Origin of the sequence: Alcanivorax sp. DSM 26293 (assembly GCF_900107995.1) — a bacterium.
Classification (GTDB): domain Bacteria; phylum Pseudomonadota; class Gammaproteobacteria; order Pseudomonadales; family Alcanivoracaceae; genus Alcanivorax.
In genome coordinates this window covers 320624-344631 of record NZ_FNUM01000001.1, presented here as the reverse complement: position 1 = coordinate 344631, position 24008 = coordinate 320624, and the positions used below count along the sequence as shown (strand labels likewise).

The window sequence follows — 24008 nt, the reverse complement described above, 5'->3', positions numbered from 1 at the left end:
ATGGAATTCAGTGATGTGATACGGGCTCGCCACAGTGTGCGTGCCTTTACCGATCAGCCGGTGAGCGATGACCAGCTGCAAGCGCTGCTTGCCGCTGCCACCACGGCCCCAAGCTGGTCCAATACCCAGCCTTATCAGATCGCCATTGCCCGGGGAAAGGTACTGGAGAGTCTGCGAGAGGAATTGCCTCCGCGCTTTGACAAACTGGCGGCGCTACAGAAAGCCCCCATGACAAAAAAAGTCCTGGCCTGGTTGCGCAAGGACGGCATTCCCGACGGCGATTTTCGCCCGGTTGTGAATTATCCCGATGATCTGCAACCCCGCCGAGTGGCCACCGGACGCAGGCTTTATGAGTTGCTGGATATCGGACGGCAGGACAAACAAGCTCGCCATGAACAGATGCGTGACAACTTTCGTTTCTTCAATGCACCGGTCGCGTTGTTTGTCTTTATCCATGAAGGTCTGGGTGTCTACAGTGCGCTGGATGCCGGTATCTTTCTGCAGAATCTGATGTTGGCGGCCACCGATGCGGGTCTGGGCTCCTGTGCCCAGGGGGCGCTGGGGCTGTGGCGGTCGCCGCTGGAACAGCATTTCCGGTTGCCGGACAACTACAAGTTGCTGTGCGGGTTGTCGCTGGGTTACGAGGCAGATACCCGCATCAACCAGTTCCGGCCGGACCGCCAGCCTCTTGATGCGTTATTGATCCCGGAAAAATAATCCTCAGCGTGCCGTGAAGATACGCAGAATGGGGAAGCGGTGATAGCCAAAGAAAACCATCTTGCGTTGCGATTCCCCGGCGGCAAAGGAGCCTTCCAGGCCGGTAGGGTGGCGCCGCTCTCCGTTGGCAAATTCTGCTACCAGATAGTTGTTCTGCAGCAGTCGCTTGCCTCCATCCCGGTTCTCCAGGGTGACCAGGGCCCAGCGTTCTCCGCTGTCACTGCTGAGCGTGTTGGCTTCCCGGATGCGAAAGCTGCTGGCGTTGGGCTGCAGCGGGCTGTCGCGATCAAAGCGGGCCTCACCGTCAATTTGCACCGGGGTGTCGAAACGCAAAACCGTATCGTTGTCAGCCAGGGCAGCCGAACTGGCAGCGGTGACAAACATCCCCGTTAGCAGGGCGTTACGGATTCTCCAGAGCCCGCGCGGCCAGGTTACGAGTATGGGTAAGCAAGCTGGCATCGCCGATGTCTCCATGGCCGGGGACGACGATACTGGCATCACCGTAGTGAGCCAACACATTGTCCATGGCAACAGGCCAGTGGCTGGCGTCCGAGCCTTCCACGTGGCCGATAGCAGTGGCCGAGCCTCCCTTTACAGCGCACCCGCCGATCAATACCTCATCGCGGGCATACCAGACAAGGATGTTGTCAGGGCTGTGCGCCGGGCCCGGGTAATAGAGTTCCAGATTAGCGAACGTGATCCGTGATTGCTCCGTGAAAGCCTTGAGGAGCCGGGGCAGGGGAATGTCCGGATCGTAAAAGGTATCGGGATCGTTGCGGGCGAGGGCCAGAGTGGCTGGATGCGCCCAGGCGGGAATCCCCCGTTCCGCCAGCGTTCTGGCGCCGCCCATGCGGTCGTCATGGGAGTGAGTGAGGATGGCCCGATCCGGCACCTTGCCGAACTGCTGTTCGATCCAGTCCAGCAACAACGCCGTGGGGGCGTCTCCCCAGGCGGTGTCGATCAGGGTGAGGGCGTTCTCTTCGACGATAATCAGTCCGTTGGAGGGGTAGCGCTGACCCTGAATGACTTCCCAGGAACGGTGCACCCAGGTGTGTTGGGTCAGCGGGTAGACCTGCAGATCATCGCTGAGTCGGATTTCATCTGCGTGCAAAGGCAGGGAGAACAATACCAGCAGGGCAACAACGATGCGCATCACGAACCTCCGGATCAGGAAGTCCATGGTACGACGGTTTACGATCGGCCGTGTGACAGGGTTGGCACCGGGAAAGAGTTTTTCATTTCCGTAGGGTGCACTGAGCCTAAGCGAACTGCACCAATCCAACGCCCGATGGTGCAGTTCGCTTAGGCTCAGTGCACCCTACGGGAAGTCATGGTTGCCCTGTCTTAATGAATCTCGATGGTCTTGCTGGCTTGTCCATGGTGTTCGTGGCGGGGAATGGTTAGCGACAGCACGCCATTGTGGAACACCGCTTCCATGGCCTCACCATCCGCATCGGTGGGTAGATTGAGCAGGCGCTGGAACTGGCCGAAACGGCGTTCGCTGTAGTGATAGCCATCCCGCTCCGAGCTCAGTGCCTCCTGCTTTTCACCAGCAATGGTCAGGGCGTCCTGATGAAGCGTGATGCGCAGATCCTTTTTTTCCACACCCGGGAGTTCTGCGGTAATCAGGTAATGATCATCGCGCTCAAGAATGTCCAGGTTGGGACGAAACGGGATGCTGGGTTCGGCGTGGGGCGCTGGCGTCGTCCAGGCCATATCACCCAGCATCTGTTCAAACCAGTTGTCGAACTCTCGTTCCCAACGCAACAGCGGATGGCGAGGTTGACGTTGCGGCAACGGCCGTTCCCGGCTGCTTTCCTGGCGCAACCAGTTCCAGGGCGTCATTTTGTGCATATCCATCGCATGACCTCCTTCTCGAAAGGAAAGTGCTTTCCCTGTCTGTTTTGAGGGAAGTGCGCCCCGGTTTCAATGGTTTTTTGATTAATCTTTAAACAATGTCATGGAGGTGACCCTTGTAATCCCGGTTCTTGAGTGTCACAGATGAAGTGACCGAGGACAGAAAAGGAGAGCGAAATGTCCGATCATCACGTTTACAAGAAAGTGGAACTGGTTGGCTCATCGAAAACCGGCATTGAGGATGCCATCGACAACGCTCTGGCCACTGCCAGGGAAAGCCTGAAAATGATGGACTGGTTCGAAGTGACCGAAACCCGCGGCCATATCGTGGATGGCAAGGTGGGGCATTATCAGGTGAGTTTGAAGGTGGGCTTCCGGATTTCCGGGTCTTGATAACGCGTTGCGAGGAGCGAGTTTCGAGAAACGAAGAACAGCAATCCGTTGGAGACTGTTTTCGCTTCTTTCAACTCGGTCCTCGCGACGGTTTTAAACCGCTTCCAGATCCAGAGAACGCTGGCAGACCCGCGCGGTGCGGATCACGTGGAGCTGGCGGGGAGACAGGTCTTCCGGCAATTCCACGGTGCTGTGGTCCTGGTGGATCTTGATCGGGCCGATCAGGCGGCTGGGCAGTTTGGCTTCGTTGGCGATGGCACCAACAATGTTGCCCGGCTTGACGCCGTGGTCATGGCCGACCTGAATCCGGTAGCGGCGCATGGTCTTGTCGCTTTTGCCCCTGTTGCCACGGGGGGCACGATCCTCGCGGCGGCCGCCGGCAGCGTGGGCCGGTTCGCGACGGGAGCGGGTTTCCTTGATCATTTTCGGTTCTTTCAGAATCAGCGGTTCACGTTTGAACATCATCACCGCCAACGCAGTGGCCATGTCTTTGTCACTGACATCCATGCTGTCGCGTAGCTGATTGACCAGAGCGCGGGTTTCGTCCAGGCCGCTGCCTTCCAGTACGGTGGTGAGCTGCTCCTGGAAACGGGCAATGCGCTTGGCGTTCAGGTCGTCCACGGACGGCAGGGTCATCTTTTCGATGCTCTGGCGGGTGGTGCGCTCGATCTGACGCAGCACGTGCTGCTCACGACGGGAAACGAACAGGATCGCGTCACCCTCGCGACCGGCGCGGCCGGTACGGCCGATACGGTGTACGTAGGCTTCCGGGTCACCGGGCATGTCGTAGTTCACCACATGGGTGATGCGCGGAACGTCCAGGCCCCGGGCCACCACATCGGTGGCAATCAGCAGGTCAAAACGCTTGTCTTTCAGCCGTTGAACGGTTTTTTCTCGCTGTTGCTGCGGAATGTCGCCGTTAAGGGCTTCGGCGCGCAAATTGCGACGGTTCAATTGATCCGCCAGTTCCAGGGTTGCCTGTTTGGTTCGCACAAAGACGATCACGGCATCGTGCTCTTCGGCTTCCAGAATGCGGCACAGGGCATCCAGTTTGTTCAGCCCGGCGACCGGCCAGAAACGCTGGCGAATGCTGGTGCCGGTGGTGGCGCCGCCATTGTCGATGCGTACCAGCTTGGGGTTCTTCAGATGCTGATCGGCCACCTTGCGAATCACCGGTGGCATGGTGGCGGAGAACAATGCCAGCTGGCAGTCGTCCGGGGTCCGTTCAAGTACCCATTTCACATCGTCGATAAAGCCCATGCGGAGCATTTCATCTGCTTCGTCGAGTACCAGTGCCTGCAGGTTGGTCAGGTTCAGGGAGCCACGTTCGATGTGGTCCATGACACGTCCGGGGGTACCGACAATCACCTGGGCGCCGTCACGCAGGCCCTTGAGCTGCGTACGGTATTCACCGCCGCCATAAATCGGCAGTACCTTGAGTCCTTTGATGCCCTGGGCAAACTCTTCGCAGGCTTTGGCCACCTGGATAGCGAGTTCGCGAGTGGGGGCAAGAATGAGCATTTGTGGTTGACGCAGGGATGCATCCAGCCGTGCCAGCAGTGGCAGGGCGAAAGCGGCGGTTTTACCTGTGCCAGTTTGTGCCTGGCCCAGCAGGTCGTGACCATCGAGCAACAGCGGGATGGCTTGCGCCTGAATCGGCGACGGCTCCTGGAAGCCCTGGCGGGCAATCGCAGCGAGCAATACCTCGGGCAGGCCTAAATCGGCGAACCCGGAACGGGAATCTGACATGTGTTACCTATGGATTGGGAGGAGGGGCCGAGCGAGCGTCGGCGAGGACGCGGCAGTATACGCGTGTACAGGGGTTATTGCACGTTTTTTCGCCAATGAGGCTGGTGGCCCTGGCGCCCCGTCTCCCTGTAGGAGCCACGCTTGCATGGCGAACATGCTCGATGTTGCTGAGGCTTTTCGCCATGGCGAGCATGGCTCCCACGAAATTTTCAGAGACTTTCCTAGTTCAGCGGATAGGCGGTCCAGCCGTCGGTCCAGTTCTGTACGCTGCCGGGGCGTACTGCCCCCAGATAATTGGCGGCTTCGTCCCAGAATTCTCCCTGGGGAATGGGGCTGGCGCCGTTGCGGGCCGGAGACCGGGAGGTGGGGGCGAAGTCCGGGTGGGAGGCGCTGGTGGCGTCACGGGTCAACAGCGGGTCGGTGCCAAACTGGGCGGCCACGGCGCTGCTCTGGAAGTAACGGCGCTCGTCAAAATCACCATCATCGTCGTTGTCACCGGTTTCCGGGTCAAAGAAGGTCAGCCCGCGACTGCCCACCCGGTTAACCATCATGCTCTGGAAACTCAATTCTCCCTGCTCAATGCGGGCTACGGTTTCCGTGCCTTTCAGGTCGATGGTTTCACCGGAAAAGCCATCGATGATGATGTTGTGGAAATGCCCGCCGGAGCCAGCCTTGAGTGTCATGGCACGGTGGTATTTTTCGTGGCTACGGGGACTGATCAGTGTCACGTTGTACATGGTCGGGGCAGAAACAGGAGACGCATCCGGGTTGCCGGACTGGTTGTCCCCCTCAAAGGCATTATCGCCGGTATCCGCATGTTGCTGAATGGCGAGAAACTGCACCCGGCCACGCCATCCCATATCCCAGTCCAGGGAATCGTCGCCGGCACCGGTGATGACGATGTTCTGCAAGTCCACGGTGCCGCCAAACACTTCGATGCCGTCGTCCAGGGCGCGATTTACCTGGACATGGCGAACAATGGTGCCATCACCGCAGCCGCCCAGGGTGAGTCCATTGAGCTCGTTGTTGGCATATACCTCGAAGCCGGCGAATTCGATGCGGGTATATTCCATGATGCCGCAGGACGAGCCGGCATCGCTTCCGCCGAAGGCGCCCCGGGTATCCCCGTGGGGTACCCCTTCGATCTGTGCGTCGGCCCTGTTCACCGGCGCGCTTCCCAGCATGACCACACCCCCCCAGTCGCCGGTTGAACGGCTCCCCTCAGGCTGATGGCTGGTAAAGACGATGGGAGCCGTCTCCTGGCCCCGGGAAAACAGGGTCGCGCCGCGGGTAATCACCAGGGCAGAACCGGGTCGGCCCTCGATACGGGTACCGGGTTCGATGGTCAGGCTGGCACCGGCTTCCACATAGACGATGCCATCCAGAATCCAGGTGGTGCCGGCATGCCATGTCTGGTTACCCAGTAAAGCGCCTTTTACCACCTGTTTGCCGGCAATCATCTGGTGCAAAGGTTGATAGGCAAAGTAGCCGATCACGCCAAGCATGATCGCAGCCAGTCCCAGCCAGGCGTACATCCAGTGAAATCCTGCGTTGCGGCTGCTGGCAAGGGAGGAATGGCCGAGGGTTTCGGCGATGTCCGGGTTGGTGATGGGCAGCGAGGAGCCGGGAGCTGACGGGCGCTTGTGTAGCAGCATGCCGTCGCGGTTGGCATCCTGCAGTTTCAGACCCAGGTTACGGATTTTTTTGTTCTCGCTATTGACCGCCCGCTGAATCACTTCAGCACGATACGCCGGGTCGTTGAGAAGCGTATTGAAATGAACAAACCGCAGGCTGCTGTCGTTTTCCTGATCAAAATTTTGCTTCAGCTGCCACAGCAATTCCACAAGCTGTGCACGCGGAGACGATACTTCATCCACCATAAATCCCCCCAATCGGATCAGGCGATATTCGAAAAGAGCCAGTGTGTAAAAGAAAGATGACAGGAAGGTGAAAAGTCGAAAGCTACAAAGCCAGGCTATTTGGATAGGCAAAGGTTGGGAAATTCCCGAGACCCTGGCATTGCTACGAAGCCTCTGCAGGAGCGGAGCTTGAGCCGCGAACCGCGCTTGCGCGGAAATCGCCCGCTGGGCGATCAGGAATCTCAGGGCTCGACAGGTCTGTGCATTTCTCCCCAATCTGGAGCAACCTGCGAACCTATTCGCCATGCGAGCATGGCTCCAACGGCGAGGGGCTGGGCAACCTACCACAAAAAAACGCGGGCAGGGCGCTATGTGATTAGCACGGCCCGGCCCGCGTTGTAGCTTGAGGCTTGCAGCGGTTACTCCCCGAGAATGGCGTCAGCCCCTTTCTCGGCAATCATCACCGTCGGCGCATTGGTGTTACCGCCGATCAGGGTGGGCATGATGGAAGCATCGATGACGCGCAGGCCTTCCAGGCCGTGCACGCGCAACTGACTGTCGACCACCGCCATGTCGTCGTTGCCCATCTTGCAGGTACCCACCGGGTGATAGATGTTGTCGCATTTCTGGCGCAGGAAGTTACGGATGTCCTCGTCGCTTTCCACATCGTTGCCGGGGAAGATTTCATCACCACGCCAGTCGTTGAGCGCATCCTGGGCCATGATCTTGCGCATGGCCTTGACGCCACGGACCATGCCTTCCATGTCATCCGGGTGTTCCAGGAAGCGCGGATCGATCAGGGCCGGGGAGCGCGGATTGGCATCGCGAAGGGTGATGTTGCCCCGGCTCTTGGGACGCAAAATGCAGACGTGGCCGGAATAGCCATAGCCCATGCTGAATAGCAGGTTGAGGCCGTGGTTATCCAGTTTGGCGGCGGTCAGGTGCAGCTGCAGATCCGGGATCGTTTCTTCCGGACGGGATTTGATGAAGCCGCCGGCCTCTGCCACGTTGGAGGTAAGCTGTCCGGTGCGACGGTAGAAGAAATCGATAAAGCCTTTCAGGCCGGTAGTGAGCAGGGCGCCCGGCGCCAGGCTCAGGGTGTCCTTGCGCAAGCTCTTGTGGACCACCAGGGCGTCCGGATGATCCTGCAGGTTTTCGCCCACGCCAGGAAGTTCGTGCACCAGCGGGATGTTGTGCTCGGCCAGTTCCGCCGCCGGGCCCACGCCGGAGAGCTTGAGAATCTGTGGGGAGTTGATGGCACCGCCGGAGAGAATCACTTCATTGTCGGCCTTGAGAGTGCGGATCTGGCCGTTGTGTTCCACTTCCACGCCGATGGCACGCTTGCCGTCGAACAGAACCCGGTTTACCAGGGCGCCGGTCATGATGGTCAGGTTGGGCCGGTCCATGACCGGGTGCAGATAGGCGCGGGAGACGCCACAACGCTCCCCGTCCTTCTGATTCACCTTGTACATGCCCATGCCTTCCTGGACATCGTTGTTGAAGTCATCCGTGGCGGGGTGGCCCGCCTGGACGCCGGCTTCGATAAAGGCCCGGCTGACAGGATGGGTGAAACGCAGGTCGGCAATGTTGAGCTTGCCGTGGGTGCCGTGGAATTCGCTCTCCCCGGGCTCATAGTGTTCGCAGCGTTTGAACACCGGCAGGACATCGTCAAAGCTCCAGCCTTCATTCCCCAGTGATGCCCAGTGGTCATAATCCCACTTGTGGCCGCGGGTGTAGCACATGGCATTCACCGCTGAAGAGCCACCCAGGGTCTTGCCCCGCGGGATGTAGATCTGGCGGTTGTTCAAGGCTTTCTGGGGTACCGTGTAGTAACGCCAGTTACGCGCGTTGGAACGCATCATCAGAATGATGCCGGCAGGAATGCGAATAAAGAGACTGTTGTCTGCCGGGCCCGCTTCCAGCAGGCAAACACGGTTATTGGGGTTTTCGGAGAGACGGTTGGCGAGTACGCAGCCGGCGGAACCGGCGCCGACGATAATGTAATCAAACTGCATGATGTCTGCCTTGAGCTTGGGTTGAGACAGGAAAATCCGGTGAAAGCTCCTCTCAGCAGGAGGAGAAAATAGTCGTAAACAGATTGTCTATTTTAGGAAACGCAGCCATGAAAACGAGACCTGTTTGTGACCCGTTGGTCCAATGTATACCAGCGCTGTGTCTTTTGTCTTTGGCTTTGCTGCCCTCCGCGGCCAGTTCTGCAGGACTGGAGGGGTGGCGGGAAGTGGTCTTTGACGGCAAGACCCAATACCGCCTTGAGCAAGGATGCTGGCAGAGTCGGGCCCGGGGTACGGCGTCAGGGCTGGTGCACGAGCATACCGTGGACCTGACCCGCACGCCCCATCTGCACTGGCAATGGCGTGCGGAGCGCATGGCCGATTGGCCGGCGGTGGACGAGAAGAGCCGGGTTGGCGACGATTTTCAGGCACGAGTCTACGTGGTGAAAAAGGGCTGGCTGCCCTGGCAGACCCGGGCCATCAACTATGTGTGGTCCCGGCAGCAGGCGCCAGGGACATCCTGGCCCAACCCTTTTGCTTCCCAGGCAATGATGGTGGTGGTGCAAGGACCGGGTGGTGCCGGCAGCTGGCAATCCTTTTCCCGGAACGTGCGTGAGGATTTTCGTCGCTTTCATGATCTGGAGGTGGATACGGTCGATGCGGTGGCCATCATGACCGACGGGGATAACACCAACACGCAGGTAAGCAGTTGCTACCGGTTGCCGGAATTTCGCAGCACACCCTGAGCCCCACGGTTGCGATACGCACATCCCTCTGTTTATTATTTGTGCAATCCGGTGTCTGTGATCAGTCGGCCACGGTCGTTTGATCAGAGATAACCGGGTAAAGGCACCACGGCTGTGTGGATCCTGTCGATAGAGGCAATTCGGACTTTCCCGGGCAGACCCAGTCTGCCTGCCTCTCTGCCTCCTTTTCCCGCTGTCGCAGAATCGTCACTGGTTTACGAGATACTGACCCGAGCGTTGGCATGCTAGTGCCAAACCTGGACGGGGCCGTTGTACCCACTGGGGGTACAGCACTGATCGTGAGGTAGCCCATGAGTGAGCGCATTCTGCGTCTGGACAAGACCGGGACCCCCGTTGAATGGCTGGATTGGCAGATGGCTGCCACCCTCTACGCCCGGGGGTTGGTGACCTGGACGCTGGGGGATGTGATCTATCGTCTGCGCGGCGGGACCTGTCGCCTGTCCGGGGAACGTTCCGGTCTGTCACTGCATTCCATCATTGCCTGCGACGGCGTGGCCTATCCCCACAAGCGCCCGGCCCCTCCGCTGACTAACCGGGCCCTGTTCCGGCGCGATCAGCATCTTTGTCTCTATTGCGGTAAGCCTTTCCCGGAGCACGCGCTTACCCGTGATCATATTGTTCCCACTTCGAAAGGGGGGCGGGATCGCTGGTCCAATGTGGTCTCCGCCTGCCGACGCTGTAACCAGCGCAAGGGCAGCCGCTCTCTGGAAGACATCGATATGGATTTGCTGGCATTGCCCTATGTGCCCAACATGGCCGAATACCTGGCATTGATTAACAGCCACCGTATCCGTGGTGACCAGATGGCGTTTTTACGCAGCCAGTTTGGCAAGAATAGTCGGTTGTTGTAACACGTAAATTTTACATAAATGCCCTTTTTGTCGTATTTGGGTTACATGATGTTTCCCCCATTATTCACGCTGCCTTGAATAGGTATATAAGAACCTATTGTTTTGAGTGAATTGGGGAATTCATTGATTCGTACTTTTGTGACGATTCTGTTTGTTCTTCTTTGGGGACCGGCCGGGGCACAGTCTCGCCTGGATCAGGCGGCTGCCTTTTATTATGGGCCGGATATCCCCTGGCACATGCTTTCTGTCTACGACTTCCCTGTGGTTGAGCCCGATCAGGCCAGCGGTGTGCCCGACCGGTATCGCAGTGAGCGGTTCTATGCCTATGTCAGCCTGGGTGAAGTGCTGGCATCCCGCCCGTTTTTCAAAAGCCTGAAACCGGAATGGTTGCTGGGCAAAAACCCCGACTGGGGCTCCCATATTTTCGATTTGTCCTCGCCGGATTTGCGGGACTTCCTTGTCGAACAGGTGGTCGCGCCATTGTGGAAGCAGGGTTACCAGGGCTTTTTCTTCGACACTCTGGACAGTTATCAGCTGGTTGCCAAAACACCGGAGCAACGTCAGCAGCAGCGTGAGGGGCTCGCCGCGCTGATCAACCAGATCGCGCAGCGTTATCCCGAGGCCCGTTTTATTTTCAATCGTGGTTTCGAGTTGATGCCACTGGTTGAGGCGCCAGTGGATGCCATTGCGGCGGAATCCCTCTACCAGCGTTGGGAAGCCGGCAAGCAACGCTATGCAGCGGTTCCCGAGGAAGACCGTCAGTGGTTGCTGGGACAGTTTGCGGCCATGCGAGAACAATATCAGGTGGCGACCATTGCCATTGATTACACGCCGCCCGGCCAGCGTCAGCAGGCGCGGGAAATCGCGGACAAAATTGCCGGACATGATGTGATTCCCTGGGTCACCAATCCGGAGCTGGACATGTTTGGTCTGGGGCAACGCGAGGTCCTTCCCCGAAAAGTATTGCTGGTCCATGGCGGCTCCGATGAGCAGCTATGGGAGCTCTCCGATGCGGTTCGCTATGGCCTGATGCCCCTGCAGTTTCAGGGTCTTGTGCCGGAGATTCGCGCCATCAATACGTCGATGCCGGCCGGTAACCTGCAGGGGCGCTATGCGGGTATCGTGGTGTGGCTGGAACAGGAAGACCTTTCCGACGACGACTTCGAGGCCTGGCTGGTGGAACAGAAAGAGGCCGGGGTTCCCATTGCCATGCTGGGCTATCCCGCGGTGGATCCGGTAGGCCCGAATGCCCAGGCCTTCGGGTTTGAAACTCGACCCACTCCCTTGTCGCCGCCAGCTATTACCCGTCAACACCAGGCCATGGGATTTGAGTTGGCGTTGCCCAAGCTGATTGAGTTGTCTTCACCCTTGCACAATGTTTCCGCCCAGCCCTGGCTGGAACTGCGTTCCGGGGAGCATACCTATACGCCGGCGGCAACAACCCCCTGGGGGGGCTATGTGTTCCAGCCTTTCATGATCCGCTCGGTATTGCCCGGCGAGGAAGGCGAAGGGCTGGATCGCTGGGTGGTGAATCCACTCACCTTTATTCGTGAGGCCCTGCAGCTGCCGGCCATGCCGATTCCGGATGTGACCACGGAAAATGGTCGACGGCTGTTGTTTGCGCATATGGATGGTGATGGTTTTCCCAGCCTTGCGGAGGTGAAGGGCTATCAGGGGCAAACGGATGCACGGGTATTGCTGGAGGAAGTGCTCAAGCGTTTTGAGCTGCCCACCACCATCTCGGTGATTGAGGGGGAAGTGGCTCCCCACGGGCTTTACCCGAAAATGTCCGCCGAGCTGGAGCAGATTGCCCGGGACATGTTCGCCTTGCCCCATGTGGAAGCGGCGACCCACACCTACTCCCATCCCTTTTTCTGGTATGACGCTCAGCGAATGCCCGGCCAGTTGTACGGTCCGGAAGGACAGCTGCGTTTGCCCATTCCGGGCTACCGGATGGATCCGGTTCGTGAGGTTGTCGGCTCTGCAGAATACATCAATGAGAACCTGCTCAGCGGGGACAAGCGAACGGAAATGGTGTTGTGGAGCGGGGACACCATTCCCACTCCCGAGGCGTTGGCCGCAGCCCGGCAGGGTAACCTGCTCAATATGAACGGCAGTAACACCATTATCACCGAAAGTGCACCCACCTGGACCCTGGTAAAGGGCATTGGCGTGCCCAAGGGTGACGAATACCAGGTGTATGCGCCCAACCAGAACGAGAATATCTACACCAGAGAGTGGACCGGTCCTTTCTACGGTTTCGAGCGGGTGATTGAAACGTTCAAGCTGACGGAAACGCCCCACCGTTTCAAGCCGGTCAATATCTATTACCACACCTATATCGCCAGCAAGACGGCGGCACTGGAATCCCTGTTGACTGTCTACCGTTGGGCACAGTCCCAGCCGTTGCATCCGGTGTTTGCGTCGGACTACGCCCGCAAGGTTCTGGATTTCAATACCATGGTGATCGCGAGGGAAGGTAATGGCTGGCGCATCAAAGGGGAGGGACAGCTGCGTACCCTGCGTCTGCCTGATGCGTTGGCTTTGCCGTCGCTGCCCGGCAGCAAGGGCATTGCCGGTTACCGTGAAGATGGCCCGGGTCGCTATGTGCATTTGTCCGCGAATGAGGCCCACTGGCAGCCCGGCCCGGATCCGGTGCCTTACCTGCAACAGGCCAATGCCCGTCTGACCATGTTTGCCCGGGAGGAGAAGGGTTTTCGTTTTTCTCTTGCCGGTCATACCGACCTGGAATTTGCCATCGGCAATGCTGTCGGTTGCACCCTCAACCATAATGGTGGGTCTTTGACACCGGTACGTCGGGAAGGAACCCTCTATCACTACAGGAGTGCGAAGCATGGGCTCGAAGAGCTACGGCTACACTGTTCGCACTGAGCGATTACGGGTTTTCGGTCCAACAGAGCTGCTTGCCTGCCTGTTGTTGATTGCGGTGGTGTGCTGGCTGACCTTTCCGCGGGATCTGGCCATCACACTGCGTAACGCGCGCCTGGATGCGGTGACATTGAGTTACATGCAGGCCTGGCTGAAAGCCAAACCTGATGACCATGAACTGCGACTGTTGATGGCCCGGGAGTTGATCGTGCTTGGCCGGTTTGCTGAGGCCGATGCACAGCTGGACTGGGTTGAAGCCGCCGATGCGGGCTATCTGCCAGAGATACGCTGGCTGAGACTGAAATGGGATTTCAAGCGGTTGATGGCCATGGAGCCTGAACTGCGTCCGGCCTCACGGTTGCAAGCTGAGACCCTGGCCAGTGTCCGTGCCCAGGACTGGTCCATGCTGAACGGCGAGCAGCGCCGGGAGTTGGCGGAAATGGCCCTGGTACTGGGGGCTGCGGAGCAGGCGGTCCGTTACTACCGCCTGCTCGCCGGCGAGGCGGAGCGGCCGGGGGACTGGTATGAAAAAGCCGGGCGCGTTCTGCTGGGGGAGGGCAACTATCTGGCCTCCGGGCTGGCCTATGGCGAAGCCATGCGAGCGTCCAGTGACCCTGCCGTAAGCAAATATTATTTCCTGGAAGCGCTGGCGGCCCTCGAAGCGGGCAGCCTCCATGAGGTGGCCTTGCGGTTTGCGTCGCGCTACGAACATCTCTACTACCGGGACAAAGAGGTGCTGTATCGACTCATGCGCCTGGCCCAGGCGGGAGGCAACCTGGCCCAGGCCCAACGCTATGCCGTACGTCTGTTGCGTTTGCCGGATTCGGGGGAGCAGTAATGAAGCGGCTGCTTGTCCTGGTGTTATTGCCCCTGTCGTTATGTCCTGGCGTTGCCCTGGCAGAGGCACCGGAACCCTACGTGGAAAGTTATTACCTGCACAGCTATGAGGTTTTCGTGGCAGCCGGCAATCTGGGGCGGGCGCGTCAGGTGGTGGAGAACGCCCTCTACTGGCGGCCCGAGGATATCCGCTGGTGGCAGCGCCTGGCACAGATTGCCGACTGGCAGGGAGACAGTCCGACCGCCCTGAGAGCCTGGTGGAAAGTGGCAGAAACCACGGATGATCCACAGGCCTGGCAGCAGGTGCGCCAGCGCGCTCCGCTGGCCTACGATCACCAGCTGACCCTGCGCGTTTACAAGCAGTTGCTGGAAACCTCTCCCCGCGACAGGGATATGCTGGCTACCGTGGCTCGTCAGTATGAGCTGCTCGGCCAGGTGAGTGAGGGGGTCGATTTTCTCGCGGACTGGCATCGCCGCTATCCGGGCCAGGCCGTATTGTGGGAAATGCAGCGACTGGCGTGGAATCAGGGTGAGGAAAAACGCGCAGCCCGTTACGCAAGACAGTACATGGATCGCTACGGTCCGGATCGGGAGATGGCGCTCAATGTTTCCCGCTATCGTTGGCTGGATGGCCAGCGGGAACAGGCCTACAGGGATCTGCGTACCGATGCGCAGGGCCTTCCCTATGATCCGGATCTCACCCGTCGTCTGGCGATCATGGCCAGCGAGCTGGGGCAATGGCAGGCGGCCATGGATGACTACCAGACTTTGCTGGATCAGGGCGACGAAACCCTGCCCGATCTTTATCAGTACATCACACTGGCCCGTTATTACGACCGGGAGCGGGTCGTGGCGTTAATGGAGCGGGCCTGGCAGCGCAATGGTGATCAGGCCTTTGCCATGGGCGCGCTTTACCAAATGCAGGATGCGGGGCGTTGGCAGGACATTGATGATTTCCTGGCCCGGCTGAGTGACGCCCAGTTGCAAAAACTGCAACAGGATCCGAGTTTTCTTCGCTTTTACGCCAACCTGCTATTGCGCAGGGGGGAGACGGAACAGGCTGAGCAGTGGTTGCAGCAGGCGCTGGAGCTTGCCCCCGGCAATCGGGAAACCCGTATTGCCTGGTTGTGGCTGCTGGTGGCAAGTGGTGATGATACTCAGTTGGCCCAGACTCTGGCAGCCTGGGAGGCGGGTATCCGCCTTGACCGGCGTTACTGGGAGGTGCTTGCCGCTGCCCACATGGCCCTGGGACATACCGAGCAGGCGGTCCGCTATGAAAGTCGTCTGCTGGAAACCGCTCCCGGTGACTGGGAACGGCAGTGGCAGTATGCCCAGGCGCTGATCGCAGCAGGCCGGGACGGTGAGGCCTGGCCGATACTGCGCAACTTGCACCACCGTGTGCCCTTCCCGGTCAGTGACGATAAGCAGAATCTGTATCGCGATATGCGTTTGGCCCTCAGTCAACGGTTCGACGGTGGAGACAGTTCCTGGCAACTGGCGCAACAGATCCGTCAGCAGCAGGGGGATGAGGAAGCCCGTGCGGAATGGCTGGCCCAATGGGCGCTCGGCCATAGCGAGCCGGAGCAGGCCCGTGCCTGGTACTTGCGCAAGCAACAGGCAGCCGGAGCCCTCCATGCCGGGTCGGCACTGGCCTATGCCATGCTGAACAGCGACCGGGATGCGGTTGCGCAAATCCGTCAGCGTTATGCCGGCCAGTTGACCCTCTCTGAGCAACTGGAGGCTCGGGTACAGCTGGACGAGGAACGGCGCGCTACTGCCACACTGATGGCCATTCAGGCCGGTTCTCCGGAGTTGGCCGGTGCCAACAATCAGCAGGAGTCGCTGCTGTTACCCAGCGCCCGTTCCAGTGAGCTGGTAGTGGGGCAACGCCGTCTGGGGGCCCTGGAGATGACCGACTGGGCATTCACCCAGTACCAGCCATTCAGCGACTACAGCACCCTGTCGGCCCGCTATCGTCAGCGGCAGTTTGGCAGTAATGACCGCACCCAGCTTGACGTGAATGAAGCGGAAGAGTGGCTGAGCCTGGAATGGCAATATCAGCGCGAACGCTACCGTCAGCGTCTCTCTTTGGGTCAGCGTCAGTTGCTGGATAACAGCGAAACCACGGCGGAGCTTGAAGTGGGGGGCAACTGGCACTCCGACTGGTCAGCCAGTTGGCGATACCAGTGGCGAATGCCAGCGGATGAGACCTCCCTGTTGTTGCTGGGTGGGTCGCGAACGGGAAACCAGCTTCAACTCAACTGGTCACCCCAGGCTACCTGGCAGAGCAGTGTGGATTGGGCGGATTATGAGTACCGGGATCTCAATGACCAGACCCTGGGAGATGGCAGTATCCTCAATCTGCAAACTACCTGGCGGCCCTGGCTGTCCCGTTTCTCGCCGGGCTTGCGTCTGCGACATACCCGCGCCGACTTTACCGAAACCGGGGACAGCATGGGGGAGGTTCGGGCGCTGCTGCCACCGGGGGCGGACACCGGTCCTTTACCGCAGGATTACAACGAATCCGGCGCCTCCCTGTTACTGGGAATGCCGGATGTGCATATACGGCCACACCGCCTGCAGGGATGGGGTGAAATCGGTTATGTGAATAACAGCATTTCCGGCGATGGCTTTATCGGCCGGTTAGGGCTCGCCGGTCCGCTGCTGGGGCGCGATGCCTGGCAGTTGTCTCTGGAGCGCCAACTGAATACCGGTGGCAACGACGAAGACAGCTACCGGGCCGAACTGCAATACAGGATTTACTATTAGGAGCATGAGATGAAACAGGTTGTTGCTTTGTTGCTGGCACTGATGCTGGCCAGTTGCACCCATGTACGCAGTAGTCAGGACGTCTCGCTGGACGCGGAAGGGACCTGGCTGGTGCTGCCGCTGGTCAACCGCACCGGCACCCCCCAGGCCGGATTGCGGGCAGCGGCCATCGTCGAGTCGGTACTCTATCGCCATGGCGTCACCACCGTGGACAGCTACCCGGAAACCGGTAATGACGGCTTGTTGTTCGAAGCCTCGTCCTCTGCCAACCGTGAGAAAATGGATCGCTGGGTACAGTCGCAATCGGCCCAGTATGTGGTCAGCGGTGTGGTCCATGAATGGCGCTACAAGACCGGTGTGGATGGCGAACCGGCAGTGGGTGTGATGCTGGAAATCCGTGAATTGCCCACCGGGAATATCGTTTACAGCGGGACAGGAGCCCGTGCTGGCTGGGCAAGATCGTCGCTCAGCCAAACGGGGCAGAAAGTGATCGATAAGCTGCTGGCACCGGTCATTCGCTAATGCGCAAGTGGCTGGGTAACACTGTCATCCCCGCACTGGTGGCGCCATCGGCAAGACCCTTATGGGTGGTGCTGGAGGCGATAATACTGACCGTGGCGGCTGTGGGGATCGGGCTGTGGTTGCGTTCCGATGACCCGCTGGCGCTGGGTGCCAACTTCCGCTGGGGTCTCTTTGTGCCCATTGTGGTCGCGCTGCGATACGGCAGTCTGGCAGGCGTATTCGGGATGTTGTGTCTGCTGGCGAGCTGGTTCGTGCTTCGCAAGGTGGGCTTTTATGCGGACTGGAGTTTTCCTGAGGGCACCATGCTGGGCGGTTTCATTCTCAGCCTGGTTTGTGGTGAATTTGCCGACCTCTGGCGGGTGCGTCTGCAACGGGCGGAAAGTGCTGCCAGCTATGCGTTGGAGCGTCTGCAGAACCTGACTCAGCGTCACGTGCTGTTGCGACTGTCCCATGACCGCCTTGAAGAAAATCTGCTGGTCAAACCTTACACCGTGCGGGATGCGCTTTTTCGGTTACGGGATCTGACCCTGGATGAAAGTGACGGAAAGGTTCTGCCGGCGGCGGATGATCTGATCAACCTGCTGGCAGAGTACTGCCAGCTGCAGCGTGCAGGCCTGTACCCGATCATCGATGGCAAGGTCAGCGACCAGCCTGCTGCGCTGCTGGGTGAGAACAAACCCCTGGACCCGAACGACGCCTTGCTGAACCACGCCCTGGACATCGGCATGCTCGCCCATGTGCAACAGCATACCCAGGATGACCCCTACGTGGGCCGTTACCTGGTGGCTGCGCCGGTGACCAACAGTGCCGGGGAGATGATTGGCGCACTGGTGGTGGAACGGTTGCCATTTCTTTCCATGAATTATGAAAACCTTCAGCTGCTCTCAGTACTGTTGAATTTCTATGCGGATGTGGCTCACAACGGGGAAGAGGTCGACAGTCTTCTGGACACCTGGCCGAACCTGCCCAACCGTTTCGCCAGCGAGCTCACAGCCCTGGCCCGACTCCGTGGGGAGGCCCGGGTAGATACCGCTCTGACGCTGTTTGTCGCGGATGACAGCGAACAGGCTGCACAGATTCTGGAAATGCTGGCCCGTGGGTTGCGCAGTCTGGACCTGGCCTGGTGGGTGCATGACAACGTATTGATGATCATGATGCCGATGACCGGGGAGTCCAGTCTGGAAGGTTTTGTGTTGCGCACCGAACAGTGGTTGCAGGACGACTTTGCGTTCTTCAGTCTGCGCCAGGCGGGGGTCAAGTACTTCCATCGGCTACTGGACGAGCGTGATCCGGCCGATCAGCTGAACGAACTGCTGGGGGTGGCGGGTGTCTAGCTGGAAGCTGCTTATCTATGCCATCAGTGCCGAACTGGGCTCTTTGCTGCTGCTGCTTAGCCAGAACAGCTCGCTATCCTATTTCCTGCTTTATCTGGTGTCTCACGGTTTGGCCTCGGCCCTGCTTTCCGCAGTGGCATGGACCTTTCTTCCCACCCGTTTTCGGGAACCGAAAGTATTCTCGCTGGCGTTGATTTTTTCCTTCGCTTTTTTCATTCCGGCGATCGGCCTGTTGACCATCGTCGGCGGGATTGCCCTCGGCGTCATGTTGCCGGCGTTGTTCAAGCCGCTTCCTTTTTCACAGGTAGCCAAGCCTTACTTCACTCCGGTGAACAATCAGCAAAGCGCCGGTTTCCGGCAGGTTGACCTGAAAACCCTGCTTACCAGTGAGACTGCGCCCAACGCCTTGCGGATTCAGGGCATGCTGGTACTCAAGGACATGCCTGGACGGGTCACGGGCCGATTGCTGCGTGATTCACTGGGTGATTCCTATGAGGATTTGCGCCTGCTTGCCTACGGTATTCTGGATCAGAAGGAAAAAGAGATTACCCGTGATATCGACCGGGTGTTGCAATTGCTGGAGCGGGCCAAAGAGTCGCGTCGATACCGACTTGCCCGGCGTCTGGCTGAACTTTACTGGGAACTGAGCTATCAGGACCTGGTTCGCGGTGACATCCTCACCCTGACCCTGGAGCGGGCCAGTTTTTATGCCGATATGGGACTGATGGAATCCCCTGAGGATGCCGGCCTCTGGTTGCTGCGAGGTCGCATCAAGATGAATCAGGAGAATCTTCGAGAAGCCCATGAATCCCTGATATTTGCCCGCAGATTGGGGTTGTCCCCGGCCCAGGTAAATCCCTGGTTGGCGGAAATCGCTCTGCAACGCCGGCAATTACCCATGGTGCGTTTGCTGATGGAACAAATTCCCGATGGCAGTCAGTTTACTGCCTTGAATAAATCCGTGGAGTACTGGAGGGGCTATGGCGCTGCCCAGAGCGGATAAGGCGGATATCTGCCTGCTGCTTGAGGGAACTTTTCCCTATGTCAGCGGCGGCGTGTCCAGCTGGGTAAACCAGATTATCCGTGGTTTCCCCGAATATACGTTTGCCTGTTGCTTCGTCGGTAGCCGACCGGAAGATTACGGCGACATGAAGTACACCCTGCCGGACAATGTGGTGCACCTGGAAGTGCACTACTTGCATGACTTCCAGCGCGGGGCTGAGAAAAAACCCAAAAAAGGTGACGCGGAGGCGTTCGAACGGTTACGTCGGCTCCACGAGTTGATGCGCACAGGGCGACATTCCCGGGAGCGTGAGGCTTTGCTGGGCGAGGCTCTGGATGGCCTTGGCGATGGCTGTTGTTATTCCGAGGATGCATTCCTGCACAGTCGGGCAAGCTGGGATTTCATCTCCGATGCCTATCGCAAGTACAGCCGCGACCCTTCCTTTGTGGATTATTTCTGGACCGTGCGCATCATGCATTCCCCCTTGTGGGTACTGAATGATATTGCCAGCAATCTGATCCCGGCGCGCATGTATCACACCATCTCCACCGGCTATGCCGGCTTTCTGGGTGCCATGCTGAAACGACGGACAGGCAAGCCATTGCTGCTTTCCGAGCATGGTATCTACACCAAGGAACGGAAGATTGATCTGTTTCAGAGTGAATGGATCAGTGATAACCGCGGACTGGTGGAAAAAAACAATGCGGAAATGGCGTACTTCCGCGAGAAGTGGGTGAATTTTTTCACCGAGCTGGGCCGCGAGTGCTACCAGTCCTCGGACCGTATCGTGGCACTGTATGAACGCAACCGGCAACGGCAAGTGGAAGACGGGGCGCCTGCCGAGCGTACCCTGAATATTCCCAACGGCATTGATTTGCCGCGCATGGAAAAGGTCCGTGCCGCCCGGGGTGAAGGCATCCCCCATACCGCTTGCCTGATTGGCCGTGTGGTGCCCATCAAGGATGTCAAAACCTTCCTCCGTGCCATGCGCACCCTGGTCAACGAGATACCGGACGCGAAAGGCTGGATTGCCGGCCCGGAAGACGAAGACAAGGACTATGCGGCGGAATGTCGCGCGCTGGTAAGCAGCCTGGGACTGGAAAAAAACGTGGAATTTCTCGGTTTCCAGAAGATTGACGAGCTACTGCCGAAAGTGGGAGTGATCGTACTCAGTTCTATCAGTGAGGCCCTGCCACTGGTATTGCTGGAGGGGTTCGCCGCCGGGGTGCCGGCAGTGTCCACGGACGTGGGCTCCTGTCGTCAATTAATCGAAGGCCTGGATGAAGAGGACCGGGCCTTCGGCAAAGCCGGTTCCGTGGTAGGTATTGCGGACCCGGAAGCATTGGGCAAGGCGGTGGCGCATCTGCTCAAGAATCCCGACACCTGGCATCAGGCCCAGCAGGCCGGTATTCGCCGTGTGGAGAACCTGTATACCCAGCAGCAAATGTTTGCTTCCTACCGTGCGCTTTATCAGGGCCTGCTGGGGGAGGATAGCTGATGGCAGGTATTGGTTTCGAACTGCGAAAACTGCTGCGCAAGGATACCTTGCTGGGGCTGATCCGTGCCTACACCTACGCCGGTGTCATCAGCTCGGGTCCCTGGGTGTTGTCAATTATCGGCATCCTGATCATCGGTATTTTCAGTCTGGGCGCAGTGGTACCGGATATCGCCGTGTCCCAGTTCCAGGTTACGGTGACGTATCTGATCGCCACCAGTCTTGTGCTCACCGGTACCGTACAGCTGGCGTTTACCCGCTTCTGTGCCGACCGTGCTTTCGAGCAGCGAGAGGATCTGATCCTCCCCAATTATGGCGGCGTTACCTTGCTGGTGACGGTGATTTCCGGCGTGCTTTCGTTGCTGGTAGCGCTGTTCCTGTTTCCGGAACAGAGCATTCTGTTCCGGGTGCTGCTGGCGGCCAGTTTTGTGGTGTTGTGCAATATCTGGATTGCCACCGTGTTCCTGTCCGGTATGAAGCAATACAAGGCGATCTTGACGCTGTACGCCCTGGGTTACGGGATTACCGTGGTGGGCGCCCTGTTGTTGCGCTTTCTGGATCTGGAGGGCCTGTTGCTGGGCTTTTTGCTGGGGCAGGTGACCTTGCTGGCCGGCATGCTGGTTTTGATTGTGCGTGGCTATCCGGCGCGCAGCATGGTGTCTTTTCAGATGTTCAGCCCCCTTTATCTGTATCCCAGTCTGATGCTGGTGGGCCTGTTCTATAATGCCGGGGTGTGGGCGGACAAGGCCATGTTCTGGTTTTACAGCGGTACCGGCAGTGATGTGATTGGTCCGTTGCGCGCCTCGCTGATCTATGACGTTCCGGTATTCCTGTCCTACCTGTCCCTGATTCCCGGCATGGCCGTGTTTCTGGTGCGCATGGAAACCGATTTTGTGGAGTACTACAGCAACTTCTACGACGCGGTTCGGGAAGGGGGCTCGTTGTCCTATATCGAGGACATGCGCAACCAGATGGTGTTCGTGATCCGCCAGGGGATCTTTCAGATTCTCAAGATTCAGGCCATTTCCGCCCTGCTGATCATGGTGGCCGGCGCACAGATTTTCGCCGCGCTGGGGATTACGGATCTCTACTTGCCTTTGCTCAAGGTACAGCTGGTGGCCACCGCGCTGCAGGTGGTATTCCTGGCTATCATCAACGTGTTCTGTTATCTGGACCAGCGCCGCATGCTGGTGTTGCTCACCGGTCTGTTCTTTGTGTTGAACGTGTTTTTCACTGCCATAAGTCTGTACCTGGGCCCGCAGTTTTTCGGTTTCGGTTTCCTGTTGTCGCTGGCGGTGTGTGTAATGCTGGGGTTGTGGCTGGTGAACCGGAAGATGGGGGAGCTGGAGTACAGCACATTTATGCTGCATTGATTGATATTAGCCGCTAACTTTTCTGGAATCCGCCGTAGGAGCGCCTCTCGAGGCGCGAACCGGCTTAGCAGAGAAGAGATGCGAGTCACGAGGAGCGAGTTGCGAAAAGCGCAATTCATGAGTTGGGTTTTGATTTTCGAAACTGGCTTCTCGCAACTCGAACCTGGGTGATTCGCGCCTCAAGCGATGTTAATCGCTACGCTCACCCTTCGGGCCGCACGGAACTACGTGCGTTACTCCGCTCCTACAGCGGCTTCGTAGCAACCTGTGAGTTCCCCCCCAAAAAAAAACGGCGCCATAAGGCGCCGTAATAGTTTGGCTCGGGAGAGCTATCACGGAGTAAAACTCCGGAGTCGATGGATGGGACCTCATCGACGCCTGGCATTATGTGGACAGTTGTTCGCCGAAACATTCGCTTTGTAGACTTTCTGTTTAGCCCGCCAGGTCAATTTTTGCACGAAAGTGCATATAAGCCCGCCAGTCATGGCTTCCCCGGCATCAGTCCGCAGGCGCCCAGGTGCTCCTGCCACAGGGTCACATGGCGCTCCAGGGCAGTCTCCATGCGGCTTTCCACGCCATTCTGGCCGAAGTAATGGCGGTGCCAGCGGGTGAAGGCGGCGGGGGGCGAATCCAGCAGACCGTTCATCTGTTCGAGGCTGTCAGCCAGTGACTGGCGCTGGCGGCGGCTTTCCGCCAGGGCCTGCTGCACCCTGGGGCCCCACACCTTGTCCAGCACATTGCGCAGCCGCCGGGCCCGGGTGCTGGCCTGGTTGCGGGGGCAAAGGCGTTGCGGATCAATGCCTTCCAGTAGTTGGTTGCCGCGCTCCAGCTCACGCAATGAAAGCGCCATGCGTCGCAGCAGGTACCCGCCGGATTGATTATGGGCCAGGGTTTCCAGCAGCAGCTCCAGATTCAGTGGCGTCACCGCGCCGCGTTGTTTGTGGTCAACCAGGGTGTGACTCAGTTGCTCCAGGCTCTGCAAGGCTGCGCTGGTGTCGCCGACACTGGCGGACGGCGACTGACTGAAAAAGCGTCGTATTTCCTCGCTGCTGGCAAGTACATTCCAGTACAGGGCTGGCAACGCGGCTTCCTTTTCGGCCACCACCTGCGACATGACCGTTACCAGCTCAGGGTCGTCCAGCTTTTCTCTCTCCAGGCAGGCGCGCGCCTGTTCAATGAACGCGAGCTCGTGACTGAGCCGTAAGGAATCCGCCTGCAGCTTGCCCAGCGAGCTGTTGCGCTGGCTGATCAATTCCATCAGGCCGCAGTGTCGAAGCTCCAGATAGTCGAGCAAATTCACCCGGTGTTCCGGGAGTGACAGCCGCAATTCACTGGCACCGGGGTAGGGCAGGAGGGGAAGCGGGGCACGTTCGGGAAGCGCCTGTCGACTCAGTCGGGCAATGCGGTCAAGGTAGTCCTCCCAGCGCGCCTCATCCGGGTCCTGAGGGACCAGCCACCCGATGACCAGTAGCGACGCCATGGCCAGGACTACCAGCCCCCAGGCTGTCTTTTTCTGCATCACGACAGGACTCCGCTTCATCCGGTGCCTCTCTTTTGCCAAACCGTTGACACTGTGGTCGA

General features: G+C 58.8%; 19 protein-coding genes. 12 read left to right on the top strand and 7 right to left on the bottom strand.

Features of this window, described 5'->3' with window-relative positions:
* Positions 1-717 (top strand): nitroreductase, encoded by a 717-nt coding sequence (locus C4S63_RS01460; RefSeq protein ID WP_103916489.1) that lies wholly within the window; start codon positions 1-3, stop codon positions 715-717.
* A gap of 3 nt (positions 718-720) precedes the next feature.
* Here the strand turns inward: C4S63_RS01460 and C4S63_RS01455 are convergent, their stop codons facing one another.
* The 3 genes from C4S63_RS01455 to C4S63_RS01445 form a co-directional block, all read right to left on the bottom strand.
* The gene (locus C4S63_RS01455) at positions 721-1101 is read right to left on the bottom strand and encodes a hypothetical protein (RefSeq protein WP_062817004.1); all 381 of its coding nucleotides are present in this window, start codon (positions 1099-1101) and stop codon (positions 721-723) included.
* 16 nt (positions 1102-1117) lie between these two features.
* Positions 1118-1870: a subclass B1 metallo-beta-lactamase gene (gene bla, locus C4S63_RS01450; protein WP_063508212.1), complete on the bottom strand. Its 753-nt coding sequence runs from the start codon at positions 1868-1870 to the stop codon at positions 1118-1120.
* Between the two features lie 191 nt (positions 1871-2061).
* Positions 2062-2577, bottom strand: coding sequence for an Hsp20/alpha crystallin family protein (locus C4S63_RS01445; protein WP_062817006.1), 516 nt, complete (start codon positions 2575-2577; stop codon positions 2062-2064).
* Between the two features lie 174 nt (positions 2578-2751).
* Here C4S63_RS01445 and C4S63_RS01440 point away from each other — a divergent pair, with 174 nt between their 5' ends.
* A complete protein-coding gene (locus tag C4S63_RS01440; RefSeq protein ID WP_062817007.1) occupies positions 2752-2967 on the top strand; it encodes a dodecin in 216 nt (71 codons plus the stop codon).
* A 93-nt stretch (positions 2968-3060) separates the two neighbouring features.
* Here the strand turns inward: C4S63_RS01440 and C4S63_RS01435 are convergent, their stop codons facing one another.
* The 3 genes from C4S63_RS01435 to C4S63_RS01425 form a co-directional block, all read right to left on the bottom strand.
* Entirely contained in the window at positions 3061-4716 is a 1656-nt protein-coding gene (locus C4S63_RS01435; RefSeq protein ID WP_103916487.1) for a DEAD/DEAH box helicase, read from the bottom strand.
* 221 nt (positions 4717-4937) lie between these two features.
* Positions 4938-6596, bottom strand: a complete 1659-nt coding sequence (locus C4S63_RS01430; protein WP_103916486.1) for a hypothetical protein — start codon at positions 6594-6596, stop codon at positions 4938-4940.
* 398 nt (positions 6597-6994) lie between these two features.
* Positions 6995-8590, bottom strand: a complete 1596-nt coding sequence (locus C4S63_RS01425) for a GMC family oxidoreductase (RefSeq protein ID WP_062817010.1) — start codon at positions 8588-8590, stop codon at positions 6995-6997.
* Between the two features lie 164 nt (positions 8591-8754).
* On the opposite strand from C4S63_RS01425, the gene C4S63_RS01420 reads away from it, so the two are divergent.
* From C4S63_RS01420 to pelG, 10 genes are all read left to right on the top strand, one after another.
* Complete coding sequence (locus C4S63_RS01420; protein ID WP_234999906.1) at positions 8755-9333, top strand: DUF3047 domain-containing protein; 579 nt, start codon at positions 8755-8757, stop codon at positions 9331-9333.
* Positions 9334-9644: 311 nt separating this feature from the next.
* Complete coding sequence (locus C4S63_RS01415) at positions 9645-10205, top strand: HNH endonuclease (RefSeq protein WP_062817011.1); 561 nt, start codon at positions 9645-9647, stop codon at positions 10203-10205.
* A 237-nt stretch (positions 10206-10442) separates the two neighbouring features.
* The gene (locus C4S63_RS01410; protein WP_103916720.1) at positions 10443-13097 is read left to right on the top strand and encodes a bifunctional glycoside hydrolase 114/ polysaccharide deacetylase family protein; all 2655 of its coding nucleotides are present in this window, start codon (positions 10443-10445) and stop codon (positions 13095-13097) included.
* Entirely contained in the window at positions 13060-13932 is an 873-nt protein-coding gene (locus C4S63_RS01405) for a hypothetical protein (RefSeq protein WP_062817012.1), read from the top strand. Before C4S63_RS01410 ends, C4S63_RS01405 begins: the two co-directional genes overlap by 38 nt.
* Positions 13932-16700 (top strand): tetratricopeptide repeat protein, encoded by a 2769-nt coding sequence (locus tag C4S63_RS01400; protein ID WP_103916485.1) that lies wholly within the window; start codon positions 13932-13934, stop codon positions 16698-16700. Before C4S63_RS01405 ends, C4S63_RS01400 begins: the two co-directional genes overlap by 1 nt.
* Before the next feature lie 9 nt (positions 16701-16709).
* Positions 16710-17222: a hypothetical protein gene (locus tag C4S63_RS01395; RefSeq protein ID WP_062817014.1), complete on the top strand. Its 513-nt coding sequence runs from the start codon at positions 16710-16712 to the stop codon at positions 17220-17222.
* Complete coding sequence (locus C4S63_RS01390; RefSeq protein ID WP_103916484.1) at positions 17222-18556, top strand: PelD GGDEF domain-containing protein; 1335 nt, start codon at positions 17222-17224, stop codon at positions 18554-18556. The genes C4S63_RS01395 and C4S63_RS01390 overlap by 1 nt, the downstream gene beginning before the upstream one ends.
* Positions 18549-19559 (top strand): hypothetical protein, encoded by a 1011-nt coding sequence (locus C4S63_RS01385; RefSeq protein ID WP_103916483.1) that lies wholly within the window; start codon positions 18549-18551, stop codon positions 19557-19559. Before C4S63_RS01390 ends, C4S63_RS01385 begins: the two co-directional genes overlap by 8 nt.
* A complete protein-coding gene (pelF, locus tag C4S63_RS01380) occupies positions 19537-21057 on the top strand; it encodes a GT4 family glycosyltransferase PelF (RefSeq protein WP_103916482.1) in 1521 nt (506 codons plus the stop codon). The genes C4S63_RS01385 and pelF overlap by 23 nt, the downstream gene beginning before the upstream one ends.
* Positions 21057-22427 (top strand): exopolysaccharide Pel transporter PelG, encoded by a 1371-nt coding sequence (gene pelG, locus C4S63_RS01375; RefSeq protein WP_103916481.1) that lies wholly within the window; start codon positions 21057-21059, stop codon positions 22425-22427. The genes pelF and pelG overlap by 1 nt, the downstream gene beginning before the upstream one ends.
* A 481-nt stretch (positions 22428-22908) precedes the next feature.
* On the opposite strand, the gene C4S63_RS01370 is transcribed toward pelG, so the two are convergent.
* Entirely contained in the window at positions 22909-23946 is a 1038-nt protein-coding gene (locus C4S63_RS01370) for a DUF3080 family protein (RefSeq protein ID WP_160052664.1), read from the bottom strand.
* Positions 23947-24008: the final 62 nt, after the last annotated feature.

Excerpts from the sequence above, each read along its gene's own strand:
- C4S63_RS01460 (WP_103916489.1), top strand. The coding sequence starts at position 1 with ATGGAATTCAGTGATGTGATACGGGCTCGCCACAGTGTGCGTGCCTTT.
- C4S63_RS01455 (WP_062817004.1), bottom strand. The coding sequence starts at position 1,101 with ATGTTTGTCACCGCTGCCAGTTCGGCTGCCCTGGCTGACAACGATACG.
- bla (WP_063508212.1), bottom strand. The coding sequence starts at position 1,870 with ATGCGCATCGTTGTTGCCCTGCTGGTATTGTTCTCCCTGCCTTTGCAC.
- C4S63_RS01445 (WP_062817006.1), bottom strand. The coding sequence starts at position 2,577 with ATGGATATGCACAAAATGACGCCCTGGAACTGGTTGCGCCAGGAAAGC.
- C4S63_RS01440 (WP_062817007.1), top strand. The coding sequence starts at position 2,752 with ATGTCCGATCATCACGTTTACAAGAAAGTGGAACTGGTTGGCTCATCG.
- C4S63_RS01435 (WP_103916487.1), bottom strand. The coding sequence starts at position 4,716 with ATGTCAGATTCCCGTTCCGGGTTCGCCGATTTAGGCCTGCCCGAGGTA.
- C4S63_RS01430 (WP_103916486.1), bottom strand. The coding sequence starts at position 6,596 with ATGGTGGATGAAGTATCGTCTCCGCGTGCACAGCTTGTGGAATTGCTG.
- C4S63_RS01425 (WP_062817010.1), bottom strand. The coding sequence starts at position 8,590 with ATGCAGTTTGATTACATTATCGTCGGCGCCGGTTCCGCCGGCTGCGTA.
- C4S63_RS01415 (WP_062817011.1), top strand. The coding sequence starts at position 9,645 with ATGAGTGAGCGCATTCTGCGTCTGGACAAGACCGGGACCCCCGTTGAA.
- C4S63_RS01410 (WP_103916720.1), top strand. The coding sequence starts at position 10,443 with ATGCTTTCTGTCTACGACTTCCCTGTGGTTGAGCCCGATCAGGCCAGC.
- C4S63_RS01405 (WP_062817012.1), top strand. The coding sequence starts at position 13,060 with ATGGGCTCGAAGAGCTACGGCTACACTGTTCGCACTGAGCGATTACGG.
- C4S63_RS01400 (WP_103916485.1), top strand. The coding sequence starts at position 13,932 with ATGAAGCGGCTGCTTGTCCTGGTGTTATTGCCCCTGTCGTTATGTCCT.
- C4S63_RS01395 (WP_062817014.1), top strand. The coding sequence starts at position 16,710 with ATGAAACAGGTTGTTGCTTTGTTGCTGGCACTGATGCTGGCCAGTTGC.
- C4S63_RS01390 (WP_103916484.1), top strand. The coding sequence starts at position 17,222 with ATGCGCAAGTGGCTGGGTAACACTGTCATCCCCGCACTGGTGGCGCCA.
- pelF (WP_103916482.1), top strand. The coding sequence starts at position 19,537 with ATGGCGCTGCCCAGAGCGGATAAGGCGGATATCTGCCTGCTGCTTGAG.
- pelG (WP_103916481.1), top strand. The coding sequence starts at position 21,057 with ATGGCAGGTATTGGTTTCGAACTGCGAAAACTGCTGCGCAAGGATACC.
- C4S63_RS01370 (WP_160052664.1), bottom strand. The coding sequence starts at position 23,946 with ATGCAGAAAAAGACAGCCTGGGGGCTGGTAGTCCTGGCCATGGCGTCG.